Annotated in this window: 14 protein-coding genes; 9 read left to right on the top strand and 5 right to left on the bottom strand. The window is 49.4% G+C overall.

Annotation, left to right across the window (positions count from 1 at the left end; genetic code table 11):
- Positions 1–10 precede the first annotated feature (10 nt).
- The 4 genes from ACSHWX_RS02300 to ACSHWX_RS02285 form a co-directional block, all read right to left on the bottom strand.
- Positions 11–1,159, bottom strand: a complete 1,149-nt coding sequence (locus ACSHWX_RS02300; RefSeq protein WP_435666638.1) for an isovaleryl-CoA dehydrogenase — start codon at positions 1,157–1,159, stop codon at positions 11–13.
- A gap of 29 nt (positions 1,160–1,188) precedes the next feature.
- On the bottom strand, positions 1,189–1,785 hold the full coding sequence (locus ACSHWX_RS02295) for a TetR/AcrR family transcriptional regulator (RefSeq protein ID WP_435666562.1): 597 nt from the start codon (positions 1,783–1,785) through the stop codon (positions 1,189–1,191).
- Between the two features lie 192 nt (positions 1,786–1,977).
- The gene (locus tag ACSHWX_RS02290) at positions 1,978–3,834 is read right to left on the bottom strand and encodes a hypothetical protein (protein WP_435666561.1); all 1,857 of its coding nucleotides are present in this window, start codon (positions 3,832–3,834) and stop codon (positions 1,978–1,980) included.
- Between the two features lie 341 nt (positions 3,835–4,175).
- Positions 4,176–4,643 (bottom strand): Lrp/AsnC family transcriptional regulator, encoded by a 468-nt coding sequence (locus tag ACSHWX_RS02285; protein ID WP_435666560.1) that lies wholly within the window; start codon positions 4,641–4,643, stop codon positions 4,176–4,178.
- A 218-nt stretch (positions 4,644–4,861) separates the two neighbouring features.
- Here ACSHWX_RS02285 and ACSHWX_RS02280 point away from each other — a divergent pair, with 218 nt between their 5' ends.
- From ACSHWX_RS02280 to ade, 9 genes are all read left to right on the top strand, one after another.
- Entirely contained in the window at positions 4,862–6,130 is a 1,269-nt protein-coding gene (locus tag ACSHWX_RS02280; RefSeq protein WP_435666559.1) for a 3-methyl-2-oxobutanoate dehydrogenase (2-methylpropanoyl-transferring) subunit alpha, read from the top strand.
- 3 nt (positions 6,131–6,133) lie between these two features.
- Positions 6,134–7,150 carry an alpha-ketoacid dehydrogenase subunit beta gene (locus tag ACSHWX_RS02275; protein ID WP_435666558.1) on the top strand — a complete coding sequence of 339 codons (1,017 nt, stop codon included), beginning with the start codon at positions 6,134–6,136 and terminating at the stop codon, positions 7,148–7,150.
- The gene (locus ACSHWX_RS02270; RefSeq protein WP_435666557.1) at positions 7,150–8,403 is read left to right on the top strand and encodes a dihydrolipoamide acetyltransferase family protein; all 1,254 of its coding nucleotides are present in this window, start codon (positions 7,150–7,152) and stop codon (positions 8,401–8,403) included. The genes ACSHWX_RS02275 and ACSHWX_RS02270 overlap by 1 nt, the downstream gene beginning before the upstream one ends.
- Positions 8,404–8,506: 103 nt before the next feature.
- Positions 8,507–9,388, top strand: a complete 882-nt coding sequence (locus ACSHWX_RS02265; RefSeq protein ID WP_435666556.1) for a methyl-accepting chemotaxis protein — start codon at positions 8,507–8,509, stop codon at positions 9,386–9,388.
- Between the two features lie 211 nt (positions 9,389–9,599).
- Entirely contained in the window at positions 9,600–11,138 is a 1,539-nt protein-coding gene (locus ACSHWX_RS02260; RefSeq protein WP_435666555.1) for an ABC transporter ATP-binding protein, read from the top strand.
- 40 nt (positions 11,139–11,178) lie between these two features.
- Positions 11,179–12,270: an ABC transporter permease gene (locus ACSHWX_RS02255; protein WP_435666554.1), complete on the top strand. Its 1,092-nt coding sequence runs from the start codon at positions 11,179–11,181 to the stop codon at positions 12,268–12,270.
- The gene (locus ACSHWX_RS02250; protein ID WP_435666637.1) at positions 12,270–13,190 is read left to right on the top strand and encodes an ABC transporter permease; all 921 of its coding nucleotides are present in this window, start codon (positions 12,270–12,272) and stop codon (positions 13,188–13,190) included. The genes ACSHWX_RS02255 and ACSHWX_RS02250 overlap by 1 nt, the downstream gene beginning before the upstream one ends.
- Positions 13,191–13,235: 45 nt before the next feature.
- Positions 13,236–14,306, top strand: a complete 1,071-nt coding sequence (locus ACSHWX_RS02245; RefSeq protein ID WP_435666553.1) for a BMP family ABC transporter substrate-binding protein — start codon at positions 13,236–13,238, stop codon at positions 14,304–14,306.
- Between the two features lie 131 nt (positions 14,307–14,437).
- Positions 14,438–16,159 carry an adenine deaminase gene (ade, locus tag ACSHWX_RS02240; protein ID WP_435666552.1) on the top strand — a complete coding sequence of 574 codons (1,722 nt, stop codon included), beginning with the start codon at positions 14,438–14,440 and terminating at the stop codon, positions 16,157–16,159.
- A 245-nt stretch (positions 16,160–16,404) separates the two neighbouring features.
- Here the strand turns inward: ade and guaD are convergent, their stop codons facing one another.
- Complete coding sequence (guaD, locus tag ACSHWX_RS02235; protein WP_435666551.1) at positions 16,405–17,712, bottom strand: guanine deaminase; 1,308 nt, start codon at positions 17,710–17,712, stop codon at positions 16,405–16,407.

Raw genomic sequence — 17,712 nt, 5'->3', positions numbered from 1 at the left:
AACTTGTCAGCTACTTAGATTCGCTGAACATTTCGCGACCGATCAACATCCGGCGAATTTCGCTGGTGCCTGCGCCAATTTCGTAGAGTTTAGCATCTCGCAACAAGCGACCCGTTGGATATTCGTTGATGTAGCCGTTACCGCCCAACAGCTGGATGCCATCCAACGCACATTGAGTAGCTTTTTCCGCGGAATAGAGAATGCAACCTGCTGCATCTTTGCGGGTGGTTTCGCCCCGATCACAGGCTTGCGCCACCGCGTAAACATAGGCACGCGAAGCGTTCATGGTTGTGTAAACATCTGCTAATTTGCCCTGCACCAATTGGAACTCACCAATCGCTTGGCCAAACTGTTTGCGCTCATGCACATAGGGCACCACAACATCCAATACGGCATGCATAATGCCGACGGGACCGGCGGCAAGAACAACCCGTTCATAGTCCAGGCCAGACATTAAAACCCGCACGCCTTTGCCCACTTCGCCAAGCACGTTTTCTTCGGGCACGAAGCAGTCTTTAAACACCAATTCGCAGGTGTTTGAGCCCCGCATACCCAATTTGTCGAGTTTTTGCGCGGTGGAAAAACCGTCAAAGTCCTTTTGAACGATGAAGGCTGTCATGCCTTTTGATCCAGCATCTGGGTCAGTTTTTGCGTAGACAACCAACGTATCTGCGTCTGGCCCATTGGTGATCCACATCTTGTTGCCGTTAAGTAAATAGCCGCCCTGCGCCGCCTCGGCTTTGAGTTGCATCGAAACAACATCAGATCCCGCACCGGGTTCTGACATGGCCAGCGCACCGACATGCTCACCTGAAATCAGCTTCGGCAGATATTTCGTTTTTTGCTCATCGTTACCGTTGCGGAAAATTTGGTTCACGCAAAGGTTTGAATGGGCACCATAAGAAAGACCAACCGATGCCGACGCGCGGCTAAGTTCTTCAACAATGATACATTGGGCGAGATAGCCCATATTTGCGCCGCCATATTGTTCTGAAACCGTTACCCCCAAAAGACCAAGTTCGCCGAATTCTTTCCAAAGTTCATTCGGGAACTGGTTTGTTTCGTCAATTTGAGCCGCCATTGGCGCAATGCGGTCTTGGGCAAACCGGTGCACCATACCGCGCAATGCTTCTAAATCTTCGCCGAGGGCAAAATTCATTTCTGTAGTGAACATGGCTAAATTTCCTTTTATGAATGCACACCAACGCTTTGGCACACAAGCTGAATGTAAATGTCTTCGATTGTTGTTTGGCTAAGGCGCCCCTTGGCGCGATACCAAGTGGTGACGCCGGTCAGTTGCGCCAAAATGGCCATTGCTGCGACGTGTACATCGGCAATGTTAAAGCTGGCGTCCTTTTGCCCGCGCTCCAGAATGAGTTTTAGTTCTTGCTCATATTGGCGGCGCAGTGCTTCAATTTTTTTGAAATTATCCGGCTCTAGATTGCGCAGTTCCATATAGGAAATGAAAACATGGTCTGGACGCGACACGTGATAGCGAATGTGGAACAGGACAAAAGCCTTAAGCGCATCAATTGGCGAAAAGTTGTCCTGGTTTTCTTTGTGCCAAGCCTCAAGCAAATCATCCATATGCTCGCTCATCAAGCGCGCGAGCAAATCTTGCTTGTTGGGGCTGTAATTATAAAGCGCGCCAGCTTGTACGCCAACTTCCCTTGCGATTTCACGCATGGATACAGCGGCATAACCCTTTTGCGCAAACAAACTTAGCGCAACATCATCAATACGAGATGCCGTTTCTTGCCCGTTTGAACCTGCGGTTCGCGCCATACTATTTCATCACCTTCTCACTGTGTATTCCACACACGAATTAAATGAACGTTCGTTTATTTAACACGGAAGTTGGTTAAACACAAATGGTGTTGAGTAAGCTTGAGTTTGAATACAAAAAGTAGGGGCATCCAACAAAAAAAGCCGCCCCTTTCAGGGCGGCCTTCAAATTTTTCTTAAAGCCTATTTGGCTTATTGAGCGCTTGATTGGATATCAACCAATTCAAGAACCTTAGTTGGATCAGATTGCAACGCCATCACTTGCGGCGCACCAACACCACTTGCAGATTTTGAAGTGACTTTGATGTTTACCTTCTTGGCATCACCAGAAAGGAAACCGGAAACCGCATCGCCAAGATCAACCGCTTGATCAACACCGCCCAGCAGCCCAACAATCATGCCTTTTGCAAGCGCTGAGATTTGAGTTTGGAATGCGTCAACTGGCGCACCTTGTTCTGCGGCAGCTTGCGCTAAAGCAATATCAAGGAAGCCTTGGTTGTCCAAATTCATGTCCAACTCTTTAATGCCAAGCCCTAGCGCAGCGATCATTGCCATTTGTGGGTCAGTGGCAAACAATTCTTTGCTTGCGCCAACCAACTGGCCTGACACGTCAACAGTACCCAGTTTTTCACCGGTAAACATCAGCCGTGCCACATTAATAACTTGGGTAGCTTCGTCCCAATTTAAGGTCACATCGTAACCCACATTAATACGCTCAAGGCCCAAGTCCCGTAATTGCTTAACGCTTTTTTCGCCTGAGTTTTTCGGCAAGTCAACTTTTAGACCAGCTGCAGAAAGTGAGATGTCTGCTGGAATACCATTTACATAATTGTGAAGACTAACGTCAAAATTTTCTATTTCAACGACAACTTGCTCACCTGAATCTCCATCCGGCACGTCCGCAAAGAAACCCGACATGGAGAACCCGTCAAAGGCTGGAATAAATGTGCGGAAATTTTCTTCAAACCAATCTTTGTCAAGCGCCGAAATGTCTTCGATGGCTCTGTAAGCCGCGACGGTTGGTGCGAAATCGATTTGCTTGACGGTGAAATTGCCGAGTTTAAAGTCAACATTGTCTTCGCCTGAGACTTTAACTTCCAGATCGCTGATTGAGATCTCTGGATAAACGCCGTTGCCCATGGCGCCCATCACGGTTTCACCCATTTTAATGTCAACCGCAGTACCGTCTTTTTCGCCAGCACATGTTAGACCGTCAAATGTTACTGGTGAAGATTCGAATGCGTAAAGCATATCCGCGTAGAAATCCAAAAACTTGACGATTTGGTCAGGTGAAGGATTATCGTTGGTCTCCATTTCCGTCGCCAAAACCATTAGCTCAGGGTAAGATACTTTCATCGCCCGGGCGCGGTATTCACCTGACTGGTATTTGCCGATATCGCAATGGAGTGGCCCTGCATCCAATGTGCCGCCAGCAACGATGTAATCTTGATAGACCCGCACCATTTCATTGCTACTTGGGGTGATCAGCCCATATGCGTTTAGCAAAGCACCAAGATTGAATTGAGTGATGGTTGATTGGCCAAAACTAAATTTGACCTTATCGTCGTCCATGTCGCTGATCAATTCTGCGTCCAGAGACCCTTTAGGCGGCTTGATTGTGCCATCAATCGTTTCCATTGATGCGGTTTGCGCGATACCGTTCTTCACATTGGTCAATGCAATGTTTTTGAAAGTAAAAACACTGTCTGTCGCTTCGCCATCAACTTCAACGTTGTAGGTTACTTTGATTTCAGGGATGAAGATGCTTTTTGCAGTCAATCCTGCCAAGGCTTGTGCGTTTTCAACCAATTCGCCTGAAATGATGCTGCGAATTGTCTCTGCATCTACATTAGATTCAACCACATCGATCGCGCCGACGTCTAAGCTAAACTTAACAGCTGAAGAGGTTAGGGTTTCAGACTTGGTTGTTGGCGTCGACGTATTGCTGTCCTGCGCCAATGTAACATTTGCACCAAGAGCTAAGGTCGCGACCCCTGCCAGCAGGATGGTTTTGAGGCCATTTGCCCCACGAGATTTAGTATTTTGCATGATTGACGGCTTCCCAAATTCAAAAAAGCGCTGGCCATTTTCAAAGACCAAAGCGGCTTGACCGTGTTTAGATCAGCGTTTCCTAACAACCAATTGTGACAAAGGGTTGGCAGACACTGATCACCTGAACAGTAGCAAAGATTATGAGGCAACACGGGGGCTAGAGTCAATTTTCTCCAATCCCACACCGCCGCGATCTCGCATTACTGTATTGGTGTGTTATATATGCACTACACCTAAGACTTCAAGTAAAAAAACAAAAATTGTTCGCATGCCTTGGCATGTGCTTAGGCATTTTACACAATTATCAATGTCGTGCGTTGGGAATTCGTTGGATTGGTTTATGATCCGGAAAGGTCTGGCAACCTGTTGCGCTTAACAATCCGGCGCAGCGCAAAACGAGAGCGGATCATGCGGATGCCGGGAACTCTGGTGAGTTTATCCTGCAAAAATTGTTCATAGGACGCCAGATCAGCTGCCACCACCCGCATCAGAAAATCTTGCGAGCCGGTCATGATGAAACACTCCATGATTTCTTCAAAAGTGATTACCTCGCTTTCAAACCGCGCTAGTGCTTCCGCGCCCTGATTTTCCAACTCCACTGAAACGAAAATGGAAATGGGCAATCCCAAACGATCCTGGTTTACCGTTGCGGTATAGCCCGTAATAACGCCATCTTCCTCAAGCTTGACAATGCGCCGGGCACAGGGCGTGGGCGACAGTCCAACCTTTTCAGCCAAATCAATCGTGCGAATCCGCCCCTCTTGCTGCAATATAGAGATTATCTTTCTATCAATAGCATCTAGCATTAGTTTATTCCTGTTTGACCTATCATTTTTGGCCATAATAGCCAAAAACTTGCATTTGTATGCTGAACTTTAGTGAAAAAGCGCGTTCACATTGCGCAATAATGCTTGTGTGGGGGAGCTAAGGATAAATGACGTCGGATTACTGACATTCAACTCCCCTAAATTGGCGCAGATTTTGGTCACAATGCGTGATCCAAAGCGGCGGGCTTGGAGGAATTATGGCGGAACAGGACAACAAAGGGTCAAAAGGCCCGCTCAGCATTCACATCCCGGAACCTCCGGGGCGTCCGGGCGACAAGCCAGATTTCTCCCACATCAATATCCCGCAGGCCGGTGCCACCCGCTGCCCTGACATCGATACGAAGGCAGAGGACATGCGCGACATGGCCTATTCCATTGTGCGGGTGTTGGACCGAAATGGGGAAGCAGTTGGCCCATGGGCTGACTATTTGGGGGACGACCTCAACAATGAAACAATGATGCGCGGCCTTAAAGACATGATGGTCACGCGCACTTTTGATCAACGAATGCAAACCGCGCAGCGGCAGGGCAAAACATCGTTTTACGTTCAATGCACGGGTGAAGAAGCCATCGCCACCGGCTTCCAGCGCATGTTGAAGCCCGGCGATATGAACTTTCCCACCTACCGCCAACAGGGATTGCTGATTGCGGCTGAAGCATCCTTGTTCGATATGATGTGCCAAATCTATTCGAACGAAAAAGACCCGCTTGATGGCCATCAATTGCCTGCTCTTTATTCATATAAAGAACATGGGTTTTTCACCATTTCAGGCAATTTAGGTACCCAATATATTCAAGCTGTTGGCTGGGCAATGGCATCTGCGATTTCCGGCGATGACAAAATCGCCTCCGCATGGATCGGCGATGGGTCAACCGCGGAAACAGACTTTCACTCCGGTATGCTTTTTGCATCAGTTTATAGACCCCCGGTTGTGATGAACATCGTCAATAACCAATGGGCGATTTCTTCTTCAAACGCGATTGCTGGCAGTCAAAACACCACATTTGCCGCCCGTGCCCTTGGCTATGGGTTCCCTTCGATCCGGGTCGACGGCAATGACTATTTGGCCGTATTGGCTGCTTCAAAATGGGCCACCGAACGGGCTCGTAAAAACCTTGGTCCCACGCTGATTGAGTGGGTGACATATCGGGTTGCAGCCCACTCCACATCGGATGATCCCAGCGCCTATCGACCACAAATGGAGTCCGATGCATGGCCTTTGGGTGACCCGATTGAGCGGTTAAAAAGGCATCTAATCGCAAGTTCCGATTGGACCGAGGAGCGCCACGTTCAAGCCCAAGCTCAGATCGAGAGCGAAATAATCGCGACCCAAAAAGAAGCAGAAAAATATGGCACCCTGAATAAGGGACATGGCCCAGGTGCAGAGAAAATGTTTGAAGGCGTTTATAAAGAAATGCCCGAGCATTTGGTGCGTCAGCGCATTGAATTTGAGAGGCAGGGCTAAATCATGGCACGTATGACAATGATTGAGGCCATCCGCGATGCGATGGACGTGAAAATGGGCCAAGACGAAGACGTGGTCGTCTTTGGCGAGGATGTTGGCTATTTCGGCGGCGTATTCCGTTGCACCCATGGTCTTCAGCAAAAATATGGTAAGGAACGGTGTTTTGATGCGCCGATCAATGAAAGCGCCATTGTCGGTGCTGGCATTGGCATGGCGACCTACGGAAAACGCCCCTGCATTGAAATTCAGTTCGCCGACTATGTACTCCCCGCCTATGATCAGCTTGTTTCCGAAGCCGCAAGGATGCGGCATCGGTCCAACGGCGAGTTTACGTGCCCGATGGTTGTTCGGATGCCAACAGGCGGTGGCATTTTTGGTGGACAGACCCACTCGCAAAGCCCTGAAGCCATTTTCACCCATGTGAGCGGACTAAAAACGGTTATTCCGTCTAATCCATATGATGCAAAAGGATTGCTGATTGCGGCGATTGAAGACGATGACCCAGTGATTTTTTTGGAGCCTAAGAGGCTCTATAACGGGCCGTTTGATGGGCATCACGAAGAAGCGGTGACCCCATGGGCGAAGCATCCAATGGGGGAGGTTCCAGAAGGCCATTACCGCCTGCCTATTGGTAAGGCGAATATAGTGAGAGCAGGTACTGAGGTCACAATTCTGGCCTATGGCACCATGGTTTTTGTTGCCGAAGCAGCAGCGAAAGAACAAGGCATTGATGCGGAAATCATTGATTTGCGCAGCTTGTTGCCGCTTGATTTGGACACCATAACGAAATCGGTCGAAAAGACCGGACGCTGCGTTGTCGTTCACGAAGCAACCCTTACGTCTGGCTTTGGTGCAGAACTGTGCGCTTTGGTGCAACAACATTGTTTTTATTCACTTGAGGCCCCCGTCAAACGGGTTGCAGGCTGGGATACGCCCTATCCCCACGCTCAAGAATGGGACTATTTCCCGGGACCTAAACGTGTGGGCAAAGCGCTTAAAGCAACATTGGAGGCAAAATAATGGGGACGCATGTCATTAAACTGCCCGATGTGGGCGAAGGTGTAGCTGAAGCGGAACTGGTTGAATGGAGCGTGAATGTCGGCGATGTGGTTGCTGAAGACGATGTGATTGGCGCGGTGATGACCGACAAAGCCACTGTTGAAATCCCCTCTCCGGTGCAAGGCACAATTTCATGGCTTGGGGCAGAAATCGGCGACACGGTAATTGTTGGCTCCGATCTCATCAAAATCACCATTATCGGCGATGATAATGATGACGCTACTGAAGAAGTTGAAGATACCTCCTCAGCACCTGTTGCAGCTTCTCAAGAAGTTGCAACACCTTCTGAGAAAAGCGATATTTCGCCATCACGCCAAACATTAGCTCCGGCCCCGCAAGGCAAGTTTTTGGCTTCGCCTGCGGTGCGCAAACGCGGCGTGTTTCTTAATATTGATCTTTCAACGTTTAAGGGCACAGGTCCAGATGGGATCGTCACCCACGAAGATCTCGACCGGCATTTGGTGAGTTTACAATCAACCAACGCCATCACAACTTCGCCTTATAACAAACCAGCAGGTGCTGAGACCCGCGAGATAAAGGTCATTGGCTTAAGGCGAAAAATCGCCGAGCAAATGAGCATCGCCAAATCCCGTATTCCCCATATCACCTATGTGGAAGAGATCGATGTGACCGAACTAGAAGCCTTGCGCAAAAATCTCAATGGTTCACGCGAGGCGCATCAACAAAAGCTCAGCCTGTTGCCGTTTTTGATGCGAGCGATGGTTTTGGCCATTGCGGATCAGCCCGGACTTAACGCGCATTATGATGATGAAAATGGGATTATCCATCAACATAAAGACGTCAATATTGGCATTGCGGCACAGACGGACAACGGCCTGATGGTGCCCGTCGTTAAAAATGTGCAATCACTTGGGCTTTGGGCAAGTGCGGGCGAAGTGGCGCGCCTTGCTCAAGCCGCCCGCGAAAATACAGCCAAACGCGAAGAACTGATTGGTTCAACAATCACCATTACTTCGCTGGGCAAAATGGGTGGTGTTGTCACCACACCAGTGATCAATCATCCGGAAGTGGCGATTATCGGGGTCAATAAAATGGAAACCAAACCGCATTGGGATGGCGAAAAATTTGTGCCCCGTCAAAAAATGAACCTGTCGTCGAGTTTTGATCATCGGGTTGTTGATGGGTGGGACGCTGCAATATTTATTCAGCGCATCAAGTCACTGCTGGAAACGCCACTGATGATCTTTTCATAGCTCAATAAATTCTTGGGATGGGGTTTGCTGACCCCATCTCTAATTCGTAAACGAATTATTACCTATATTGGGACATTCTCCGGCAACGGTTGGAGAAACCACTATGCAAAATCGCCTTTCCCATGATCACAACGAGCCTGACGCATTTAGCCAAAGCGCTTCAAAACTGAACGCCGAAGCCCTTGATGTGAAAACCATTTTGGGCGACTTGGATGATATCGGCAAAGCGCAGGCAAAGTTATTACGCGCGGCGATCGGCGCAACGCGCAATATGGATCAAAGCAACAATAAGCTTTCTTCTTGTATGGCAGAAACCCAACAAACAGCAGACCAAACCCGCACGATTTTGAGCAATAGTGCCGAAAAAATCGCAACATGTGTTGAGGCTAGTGCCGTTAAATTGGGTCACCTCAGCAACAATGCAATCGGGTTCAAAGATACGTTGGGCTCAATTGATGAAACCGTGAAAAAAGTTCAGGTTACCTCTGTTTCAATTTCGCAAATAGCTCGAGAAACTCAATTGCTTTCTCTTAATGCCAGCGTTGAAGCTGCGCGTGCAGGTGAAAAAGGCAAAGGTTTTGCGATCATCGCGACGGCGGTAAAAAGATTGGCCGACGAAATTCAAGGCTTTGCTGCGCAGAACTCTGAGAACCTTGAAACGCTCGCCGAAATATTGGCAAATGTGCAAACGCGCAGCAGCGAAAGCGATGAATTGGCAAAAGGTGTGGTTGATGACGCCGACGCTACGAAAAACACCAGCGATCAGCTAAATGAATTGGTGCGTTCTGTCAGCCAACTGGTCAAAGATATCGAGACGATGAGTGGCCCTATTGCGGAAAATCAACAAGCTGCGCAATCTGTTGGTCGTGAACTCACGGCTTTGGGCAACTCCATGCAATCAAGCCACGAGCAATTGCAATCGGCGCGTCTTCGTTCAGGCAGCATTTTGGGCATCTCCAATGAAATGCTCAACTTATGCCGATAGGGTCTATCGAAAACCAATAGGCCCGACACTCATCGCCATTTTCCATGAAAAAACCAACCAATTGCTGCCCCAAGCAAGTGCTTTTGCGGTATGAGACATGGTTGGAAAGTAACAATTTTTGACTTTTTGATAAAAAAATTCCACAGGAACGCTAAACTCCCCTTGCTACTTTAAATCATTGCCGACATACTTTACCTCATATTCGGGAGGAATGTGGAGTACTGCATTGACTGAGGGGGACGTCCTTCTAAATTTAGAAGGCATTTCAAAATACTACGGATCATTTAAAGCAAATGACCAAATTTCGCTGGAAATCCAAGCCGGGGAAATTCATGCCCTTTTGGGGGAAAATGGCGCGGGGAAATCCACGCTGGTTAAGATGCTTTATGGCAGTTTGCAGCCCGACGAAGGTCGTGTTGTCTGGCAAGGCAATGGTGTACACATTCCCAACCCAGCCGCCGCGCGGGATTTGGGCATTGGCATGGTGTTCCAACATTTTTCGCTGTTCGATGCACTTACAGTGGCGGAAAATGTCGCCCTTGCGCTGCCGCCGGGAAAATCTTTGCGCCAGGTGAGCAAAGAGCTTGAAGAAATCTCAACATCGTACGGCTTGCCGCTTAAGGCGGATGCGCGCATCCACGACCTTTCGGTTGGTGAACGCCAGCGGGTAGAGATTGTGCGCTGCCTTTTGCAAAAACCTAAACTCATCATTATGGACGAGCCAACTTCTGTGCTCACCCCGCAAGAAGCAGAAGACCTGTTTAAAGTGCTGCGCCGTCTATCGGATGAAGGCAAAGCGATCCTTTACATCTCGCACAAATTGGCAGAAGTGCAGGCGCTTTGCCAAAACGCGACCATTTTGCGTCACGGCAAAGTTGTTGGCGAATGTGTTCCAGCCGATGAAACCCCGATCAGCCTTGCAAAAATGATGGTTGGCTCTGACATTCACGAGATTTCGCCGCGCAATATTGCTGTTGCCCATGGTGACGTAATGCTGCAGGTCAAAAAGCTTGATCTTGAAGGCGTCACAGGATTTGAGACCAATCTTAAAGACATTAACCTGATGCTGCATGCGGGTGAAATCTCCGGCATTGCGGGTATTGCAGGCAATGGTCAGAACGAGCTTTTTGACGCCATTTCGGGCGAACGGTTGAGTTTGCCGGAAAATGTGTTGATCAAAGGCGATGAAGTTGGCCATTTGGGTATTCAACAACGCCGCAAGATGGGCGCGATGTATATTTCAGAGGAACGGCTCGGCCATGCGGCTGTCCCCGAATTTTCGTTGAGCGAAAATGTCATTCTGACCCGCCATGGTCTGCAAAAAGATTTGAACACAGGACCATTTGTTTCCCGTCGCGCGGCACACAAAATCAAAGACCAAATTGTTGAGCATTTTGATGTGCGCAAAGGGTCTGCTGACCCCGCAGCGCAGTCATTATCAGGCGGGAATTTACAAAAATTTGTGCTTGGGCGTGAAGTGATGGGGATTGCTGAGATCATTGTCGTTAATCAACCCACATGGGGTGTTGATGCGGGATCGGCCGCCCATATTCGCCAAACCTTGGTGGATTTAGCGGCAAAGGGCGCCGCTGTTTTGGTCATTTCGCAAGATCTGGATGAATTATTTGAAGTGTCGGATGCGATCGCCACACTAAGCGAAGGCAAATTGTCGCCGTTCGTGCCGGCGCGCATGACAGACCGGCACAAAATTGGGTTGCAAATGACGGGTGGAGAGCTGGAACAGGCCTAAAAATAGGGTTAGCGGCTTTTCATTGGGGGAAGGAACTAAGTTGAGGCTGGAACTTACAAAGCGAAGCGCGCCATCGCGCTTAATGACTTATCTGTCGCCGCTTATCGGGCTCGCGCTGGCTTTGGTTGCGGGTGCGATTATGTTTTCGATTTTGGGCAAGCCGCCTTTGCAAGCGCTGTACGCCTATTTCATCGAACCTGTAAGTGAAATGTGGAGCGTGCATGAATTATTGATCAAGGCCGCCCCGCTGATTTTGATGGGGGCCGGACTTTGCATTTGCTACCAGTCCAACAATTGGAACATTGGCGCTGAAGGGCAAATGATCATTGGGGGTATGGCTGGGTCGACTTTGCCAGTTATGTTGCCGCAGTTCACTGGCCCATTTGTATTGCCTTTAATGATTATCATGGGCGCAATGGGCGGCATGGCTTATGCGGCTATTCCTGCTTTGCTAAAAACCAAATTCAAGACCAACGAAATTCTGACCAGCTTGATGCTGGTCTATATCGCGCAGTTGTTCCTTGATTGGATGGTGCGCGGACCGTGGCGTAATCCGGAAGGCCTGAACTTTCCCGAAACCCGCAGATTTGATGCGTTTGCTCGTATTCCCGAAATGATCCCAGCGGATGGTCGCGCGAACTTTGGGTTTGTCATTGCGATTGTTGTGGCGCTTATCATTTGGGTGGTAATGGCGAAAACCATGAAGGGCTTTCAAGTCAAAGTTATTGGCGCAAGTCCACGCGCTGCCCGCTTCGCCGGATTTGACGCCAACAAAATGGTGTTTTTCGCTTTTCTCGTTGCAGGCGCAACTGCTGGGCTTGCTGGCATTGTGGAAGTTGCTGGCGCAACGGGTCAATTGCGACCCACTATTTCGCCGGGCTACGGCTTTACCGCTATCATTGTCGCTTTTCTTGGGCGACTGAATCCGGTTGGGGCAATTATCGCCGGGCTGGTCCTCGCCCTTACGTTTCTAGGTGGTGAGGCCGCGCAAATTTCACTTGGTGTATCGGACAAAGTTGCTCGTGTTTTCCAGGGGCTAATTCTGTTCTTTGTCCTCGCGTGTGACACACTCATCCTTTATCGCATTCGCCTTATTGGCGCGAAGCTGGCACCGACAAAGGGAGCTGCATGATGGGGATCACAGAAGCTATCATTCTAACCATCGCGACGGCGGCCACGCCCTTGTTGATCGCGGCTATTGGCGAATTGGTTGTTGAACGGTCTGGCATTTTAAACTTAGGCGTTGAAGGCATGATGATTATGGGTGCGGTTGGAGGATTTGCTGCAGCAAATCTAACCGGCAATCCATGGTTGGGCGTTTTGGTCGCCATTATTTTTGGTGCGATCACTTCGCTTGCCTTCGCCTTTTTAACCTTGTCGCTTGCTGCCAATCAAGTTGCGACCGGATTGGCGCTTACGATTTTAGGCCTTGGGCTTTCTGGACTTTTGGGCGAACCGTTTGTTGGGCAAGCTGGTGTGAAATTGACCAATATTTCCATTCCGGTTTTGACAGACCTTCCCATCGTGGGGCCACTGTTGTTCGGCCAAGACCCGATTTTTTACATGTCGATCGCATTGGTTATCGGGGTGAGTTGGTTTTTGTTCAACAGCCGTGCAGGACTAACGCTACGTTCAATTGGTGACAATCACATTTCCGCCCATGCGTTGGGCATCCCCGTTTTGCGTTATCGTTATTTGGCGGTGATGTTTGGTGGCGCTTGTGCCGGACTTGCCGGCGGGCATCTGTCCCTTGTTTACACGCCGCAATGGGTTGAAAATATGAGTGCCGGACGTGGCTGGATCGCGCTTGCCTTGGTGGTGTTTGCCTCTTGGCGCCCAGCGCGTGTTTTGGCCGGTGCTTATTTGTTTGGTGCTGTGTCTATTGGCCAACTTCACGCTCAAGCACTTGGCGTTGCAGTACCGCCGCAACTTCTAACGGCTTTGCCTTACATCGCCACCATTGTCGTGCTCGTCTTAATTTCGCAAAACACGCGCCTGACGTTGATTAACACCCCAGCGATGTTGGGACGACCATTTGTACCAGACCGATAGAATCATATATTGGCTAAAGAAAAAAATTAACAGGAGAGAACAGTCATGAAAAAACTAATAATCGGGCTTGCTGGCGTTGCGGCAATGACCTTAGGCATGGCGTCCACCGCTTTTGCTGACACAACCAAAGTTTGCTTTGTTTATGTTGGCTCAAAAACAGACGGTGGCTGGACACAAGCACACGATATTGGCCGACAAGAATTACAAGCCCATTTTGGCGATAAGATTGAAACCCCGTTTATTGAAAACGTCGCTGAAGGCCCACAAGCAACAGCCGTTATCGAGCGTTTCGCACGTTCTGGCTGTAAGATGATCTTCACAACAAGCTTTGGCTTTATGGATCAAACTTTGGAAGTTGCAGCCAAGTTTCCAGATATCAAATTTGAGCATGCAACTGGCTATAAAACCGCGCCAAACGTAACCAGCTACAATTCGCGTTTTTATCAAGGACGTTATATTCAGGGCCAAATCGCGGCTAAAACATCTAAAAAGGGTGTTGCTGGCTATATCGCTTCCTTCCCAATTCCTGAAGTTGTGCAAGGCATCAATGCCTTCACGTTGGGAGCTCAAAGCGTAAATCCAGACTTTAAACTTAAAGTTGTTTGGGTGAACTCATGGTTTGATGCGGGTAAAGAAGCGGATGCCGCAAAAGCGCTAATCGACCAAGGCGTTGATATCTTAACCCAGCACACCGACTCAACCGGTCCAATGCAAGTTGCTGAAGAGCGTGGCATCAAAGCGTTCGGTCAAGCATCTGACATGATTTCTGCGGGTCCAAACACACAACTTACCGCCATCATTGATACTTGGGGCGCTTACTACATTAAACGCACCCAGGCATTGATGGACGACACATGGTCAACCCAGTCTACTTGGGATGGTTTGGCAGATGGCATTTTGCAAATGGCTGACTACACCAATATGCCAGATGATGTGAAAGCTATGGCTGAAGCAACTGAAGCTGCGGTTGCTTCTGGCGAACTTCACCCCTTCACTGGTCCTGTTATGAAGCAAGACGGTTCCGTTTGGCTGACAGATGGCGAAATTGCTGAGGACGGCGTTTTGCTTGGTTTGAACTTCTACGTTCAAGGCGTAGACGATCAACTGCCACAATAGGCAAATCCAAATTTTTGAAGAAAAGGCGGTCTTCGGGCCGCCTTTTCTTTTGACCAAATTACTTTGATCAGTCGGTAAAATGTATCAGTCTAGAGTCTAGAACTTTTTCCCCATTCAGTTTATATTTGCGCATGACCAATTCATTGATTGATAAAGCCACCCTTTCCCGCATGATCAAGGCCGGCGCGAACAAAATCGCCGCTGACCTCGTCATCAAAAATGTTCGTCTTTTGGACGTCATGACGGGAGAAATCGCCACATCAGATATTGCCATTGTCGCCGACAGGATTGTTGGCACCCACTCGACCTATGAGGGCGAAAAAGAGATCGACGGGGCGGGGCGGTTTTGCGTTCCCGGTTTTATCGACACCCACTTGCATATTGAAAGCTCGCTCGTCACACCGCTAGAGTTTGACCGTTGCGTGCTGCCCTATGGGGTGACCACGGCGATTTGTGATCCCCATGAAATCGCAAACGTTCTGGGCAAAGAGGGCATTGAATATTTCCTCGCCAGTTCCGAACGAAGTGTGATGGACATCAAAATCAATCTTTCTTCATGTGTGCCAGCAACAGCGTTTGAAACGTCTGGCGCTGAATTGCTGATCAAAGATTTACTTCCTTACCGCGACCATCCAAGCGTGATTGGGTTGGCCGAATTTATGAATTTCCCCGGCGTTCTCGCTGCCGCACCTGAAGTGATCGACAAACTGCACGCATTCCAAGATGGCCACATCGACGGACATGCGCCGCTTTTGTCGGGGGATGACCTTAATGGTTATTTGGCCGCTGCAATCCGCACGGACCATGAAGCCACCAGCGCTGCAGAAGCGCGCGAGAAACTTAAAAAGGGCATGGCAATCCTGATCCGGGAGGGCTCCGTTTCAAAAGACCTCAACGCGTTGGCCGAAGTATTGGATCAAAATACATCAAGCTTCATGGCGCTTTGCACGGATGACCGCAATCCACTCGATATTCACGAAGAAGGTCATTTGGACAGTCTTGTCCGACGCCTCATCGCCAAGGGTTGTCCAACCCATCATGTTTACCGCGCGGCCAGCACATCTGCAGCACGCATATTCGGCCTTAAAGACCGAGGTATGGTTGCACCGGGCTGGAAAGCAGATTTTGCGTTACTGGATAATTTGGAAGAATGCGCCGTTTCGGACGTGATCATGTCCGGCGCGTTGGTGACAGCGGAACGGTTTGCACAACGCGGCCATGTTGAGACGGTCGGTTTGCATTCCATGAAAGCCCAACGTCAAACTGCGGATAGTTTTAAGGTGCCGGTTAAGCCGGGCCGCAATCTCACGCCGATGATGGGCGTAAAGCCCGGCCTGATCCTCACCTTTCGCGAAGAAGGGGTTCTGCCCGTTGAAAACGGCATTCTTTGCCCCGATGTCAAACAGGATGCAGTGCAAGTTTCCGTTGTTGAACGACACGGCAAAAACGGCAATATCGGGCATGGGTTTGTAAAAGGGTTTGGACTTCAACAGGGCGCTATTGGCTCCTCGGTTGGCCATGACAGTCATAATATAACTGTCATTGGCGCAACCCATGAAGACATGGCGGTTGCCACCAATCGGATTATTGAAATGCGCGGCGGTTTTGTTGTTGCTAATGAAGGCAAAGTGATCGCTGAATTGGCGCTACCAATTGCCGGCTTGATGAGCGAATTGGCATTTGAAGATGTCGCCCATGAATTGGAAAAACTTCGCGCCGCTGCGCACGATCTTGGCTGTGTGTTGCCAGAGCCGTTTTTGCAAGTCGCCTTCCTCGCCCTGCCGGTCATACCGCATCTCAAAATGACAGATCGTGGGCTTTTTGATGTGGATGCGTTTGACTTTGTTGATTGATGTTTGATGTTTGATGTTTGATGCAGCCTCTAACCTCATCCTGAGCCTGTCGAAGGATGGAAAGTCAGTGCAACACATTTATTGGGCGCACACCATCTTCCCTCCCCGTGATGGGGACGGATCGAGGGTGGGGTGGCCAATGGAAAAGGATTGTTCCCATCTTTGCCATGCACTGACTAGATCCCCGTCATGGACCCTCGTGTCAAGCACGAGGGTAACGACTTAGGGTAAGGCAGAAGCCGAGATCAAAGCCCTGACTTCAACGCCTCACCAGCAACATAGGTCTCAACAATTGCTCGATCATCGCCCACTGTTTGCATGAGGAATAATTCCTCTTCCAGAGTGGTGACCGTTTCCATACGCACCTGCATGGCCGGTGTCGCATTGGCATTCAGCACCACAACATCCGCATCTGTACCCACATCCAGCGAGCCAATTTGATCTTGCAGTGAAACGGCACGCGCATTGCCCAATGTGATTTGATAGAACGACGTCAACGGGTTCATGCGCTGACCTTGCAAGTTGAGAATTTTGTAAGCCTCATCAAGCGTTCTGAACATAGAATAATTGGTGCCGCCGCCAACGTCTGTTGCAAGCGCTATACGCCCTTTTCCTTCAGGGCCAGCCACCCGCGCCCAGTCAAAAAGCCCTGAGCCAATGAACAGGTTTGAGGTCGGGCAGAATACGGCCACAGAATTGGTTTCTATCATCGCGTCACGTTCTCGGTCTTCGAGATGTACGCAATGGCCAAATAAAGACTTTTCGCCAGCTAAACCATAATGCTGATAAATGCCGAAATAATCACCCGCATCTGGATAAAGCGAATTGGCGAATTCAATCTCGGCTTTGTTTTCACTCAAATGAGTTTGGATATGCAGGTCAGGATGCTCGCCTGCCAATGCTTGCGCCATTTCCATTTGCTCAGGCGTTGAGGTAATCGCAAACCGAGGTGTAATCGCATAATGTCCGCGGCCTTTGCCGTGCCATTTTTCGATTAGCGCATTGGTGTCATCATAGCTTGATTGTGGCGTATCGGTGAGCGAAGCAGGCGCCTCGCGATCCATCATCACTTTGCCGCCAATCATCAGCATGTTGCGCTTTGCCGCTTCTTCAAAAAACGCATCGACCGACTGAGGATGAACCGAACAATAAGTCACCGCGCTTGTTGTGCCATGCCGGATCAGTTCATCATAGAATGAGCTGCCAATTTTCCGGGCATGAGCGAGATCATCGAACCGCTGTTCCTCGACGAAAGTGTAGGTGTTGAGCCATTCCAAAAGCGAACCCGCATAGGACGCCAACACCTGCATTTGAGGGAAATGAATGTGGGTGTCGATAAAGCCCGCCATCAAAATATGCGGTCTATGATCGATAACATCTATGTCTGTTGGCGCCGTTTTCTTGATGCCTGAAAATTCGCCACGGGCGGTGATTTTGCCGTTCTCAATCAGCAACGCACCATCTTCAATATAGGTGTAACAATCTTTGTCATCGCGTGCTTTTGGGGCGTCATTGAAACTCAAGACGCGTCCGCGCAAAATCTTTGCTCTCAT

The organism is Maritalea sp. (assembly GCF_051251695.1).
Classification (GTDB): Bacteria; Pseudomonadota; Alphaproteobacteria; order Rhizobiales; family Devosiaceae; genus Maritalea.
The sequence above is the reverse complement of the archived record's forward strand: the minus strand, read 5'-3'. Positions and strand labels throughout refer to the sequence as shown.

What these genes read in the sequence shown, in the direction of transcription:
- ACSHWX_RS02300 (WP_435666638.1), bottom strand. Translation starts at nt 1,159, where the DNA reads ATGAATTTTGCCCTCGGCGAAGATTTAGAAGCATTGCGCGGTATGGTG.
- ACSHWX_RS02295 (WP_435666562.1), bottom strand. Translation starts at nt 1,785, where the DNA reads ATGGCGCGAACCGCAGGTTCAAACGGGCAAGAAACGGCATCTCGTATT.
- ACSHWX_RS02290 (WP_435666561.1), bottom strand. Translation starts at nt 3,834, where the DNA reads ATGCAAAATACTAAATCTCGTGGGGCAAATGGCCTCAAAACCATCCTG.
- ACSHWX_RS02285 (WP_435666560.1), bottom strand. Translation starts at nt 4,643, where the DNA reads ATGCTAGATGCTATTGATAGAAAGATAATCTCTATATTGCAGCAAGAG.
- ACSHWX_RS02280 (WP_435666559.1), top strand. Translation starts at nt 4,862, where the DNA reads ATGGCGGAACAGGACAACAAAGGGTCAAAAGGCCCGCTCAGCATTCAC.
- ACSHWX_RS02275 (WP_435666558.1), top strand. Translation starts at nt 6,134, where the DNA reads ATGGCACGTATGACAATGATTGAGGCCATCCGCGATGCGATGGACGTG.
- ACSHWX_RS02270 (WP_435666557.1), top strand. Translation starts at nt 7,150, where the DNA reads ATGGGGACGCATGTCATTAAACTGCCCGATGTGGGCGAAGGTGTAGCT.
- ACSHWX_RS02265 (WP_435666556.1), top strand. Translation starts at nt 8,507, where the DNA reads ATGCAAAATCGCCTTTCCCATGATCACAACGAGCCTGACGCATTTAGC.
- ACSHWX_RS02260 (WP_435666555.1), top strand. Translation starts at nt 9,600, where the DNA reads ATGTGGAGTACTGCATTGACTGAGGGGGACGTCCTTCTAAATTTAGAA.
- ACSHWX_RS02250 (WP_435666637.1), top strand. Translation starts at nt 12,270, where the DNA reads ATGGGGATCACAGAAGCTATCATTCTAACCATCGCGACGGCGGCCACG.
- ACSHWX_RS02245 (WP_435666553.1), top strand. Translation starts at nt 13,236, where the DNA reads ATGAAAAAACTAATAATCGGGCTTGCTGGCGTTGCGGCAATGACCTTA.
- ade (WP_435666552.1), top strand. Translation starts at nt 14,438, where the DNA reads ATGACCAATTCATTGATTGATAAAGCCACCCTTTCCCGCATGATCAAG.
- guaD (WP_435666551.1), bottom strand. Translation starts at nt 17,712, where the DNA reads ATGAGAGCAAAGATTTTGCGCGGACGCGTCTTGAGTTTCAATGACGCC.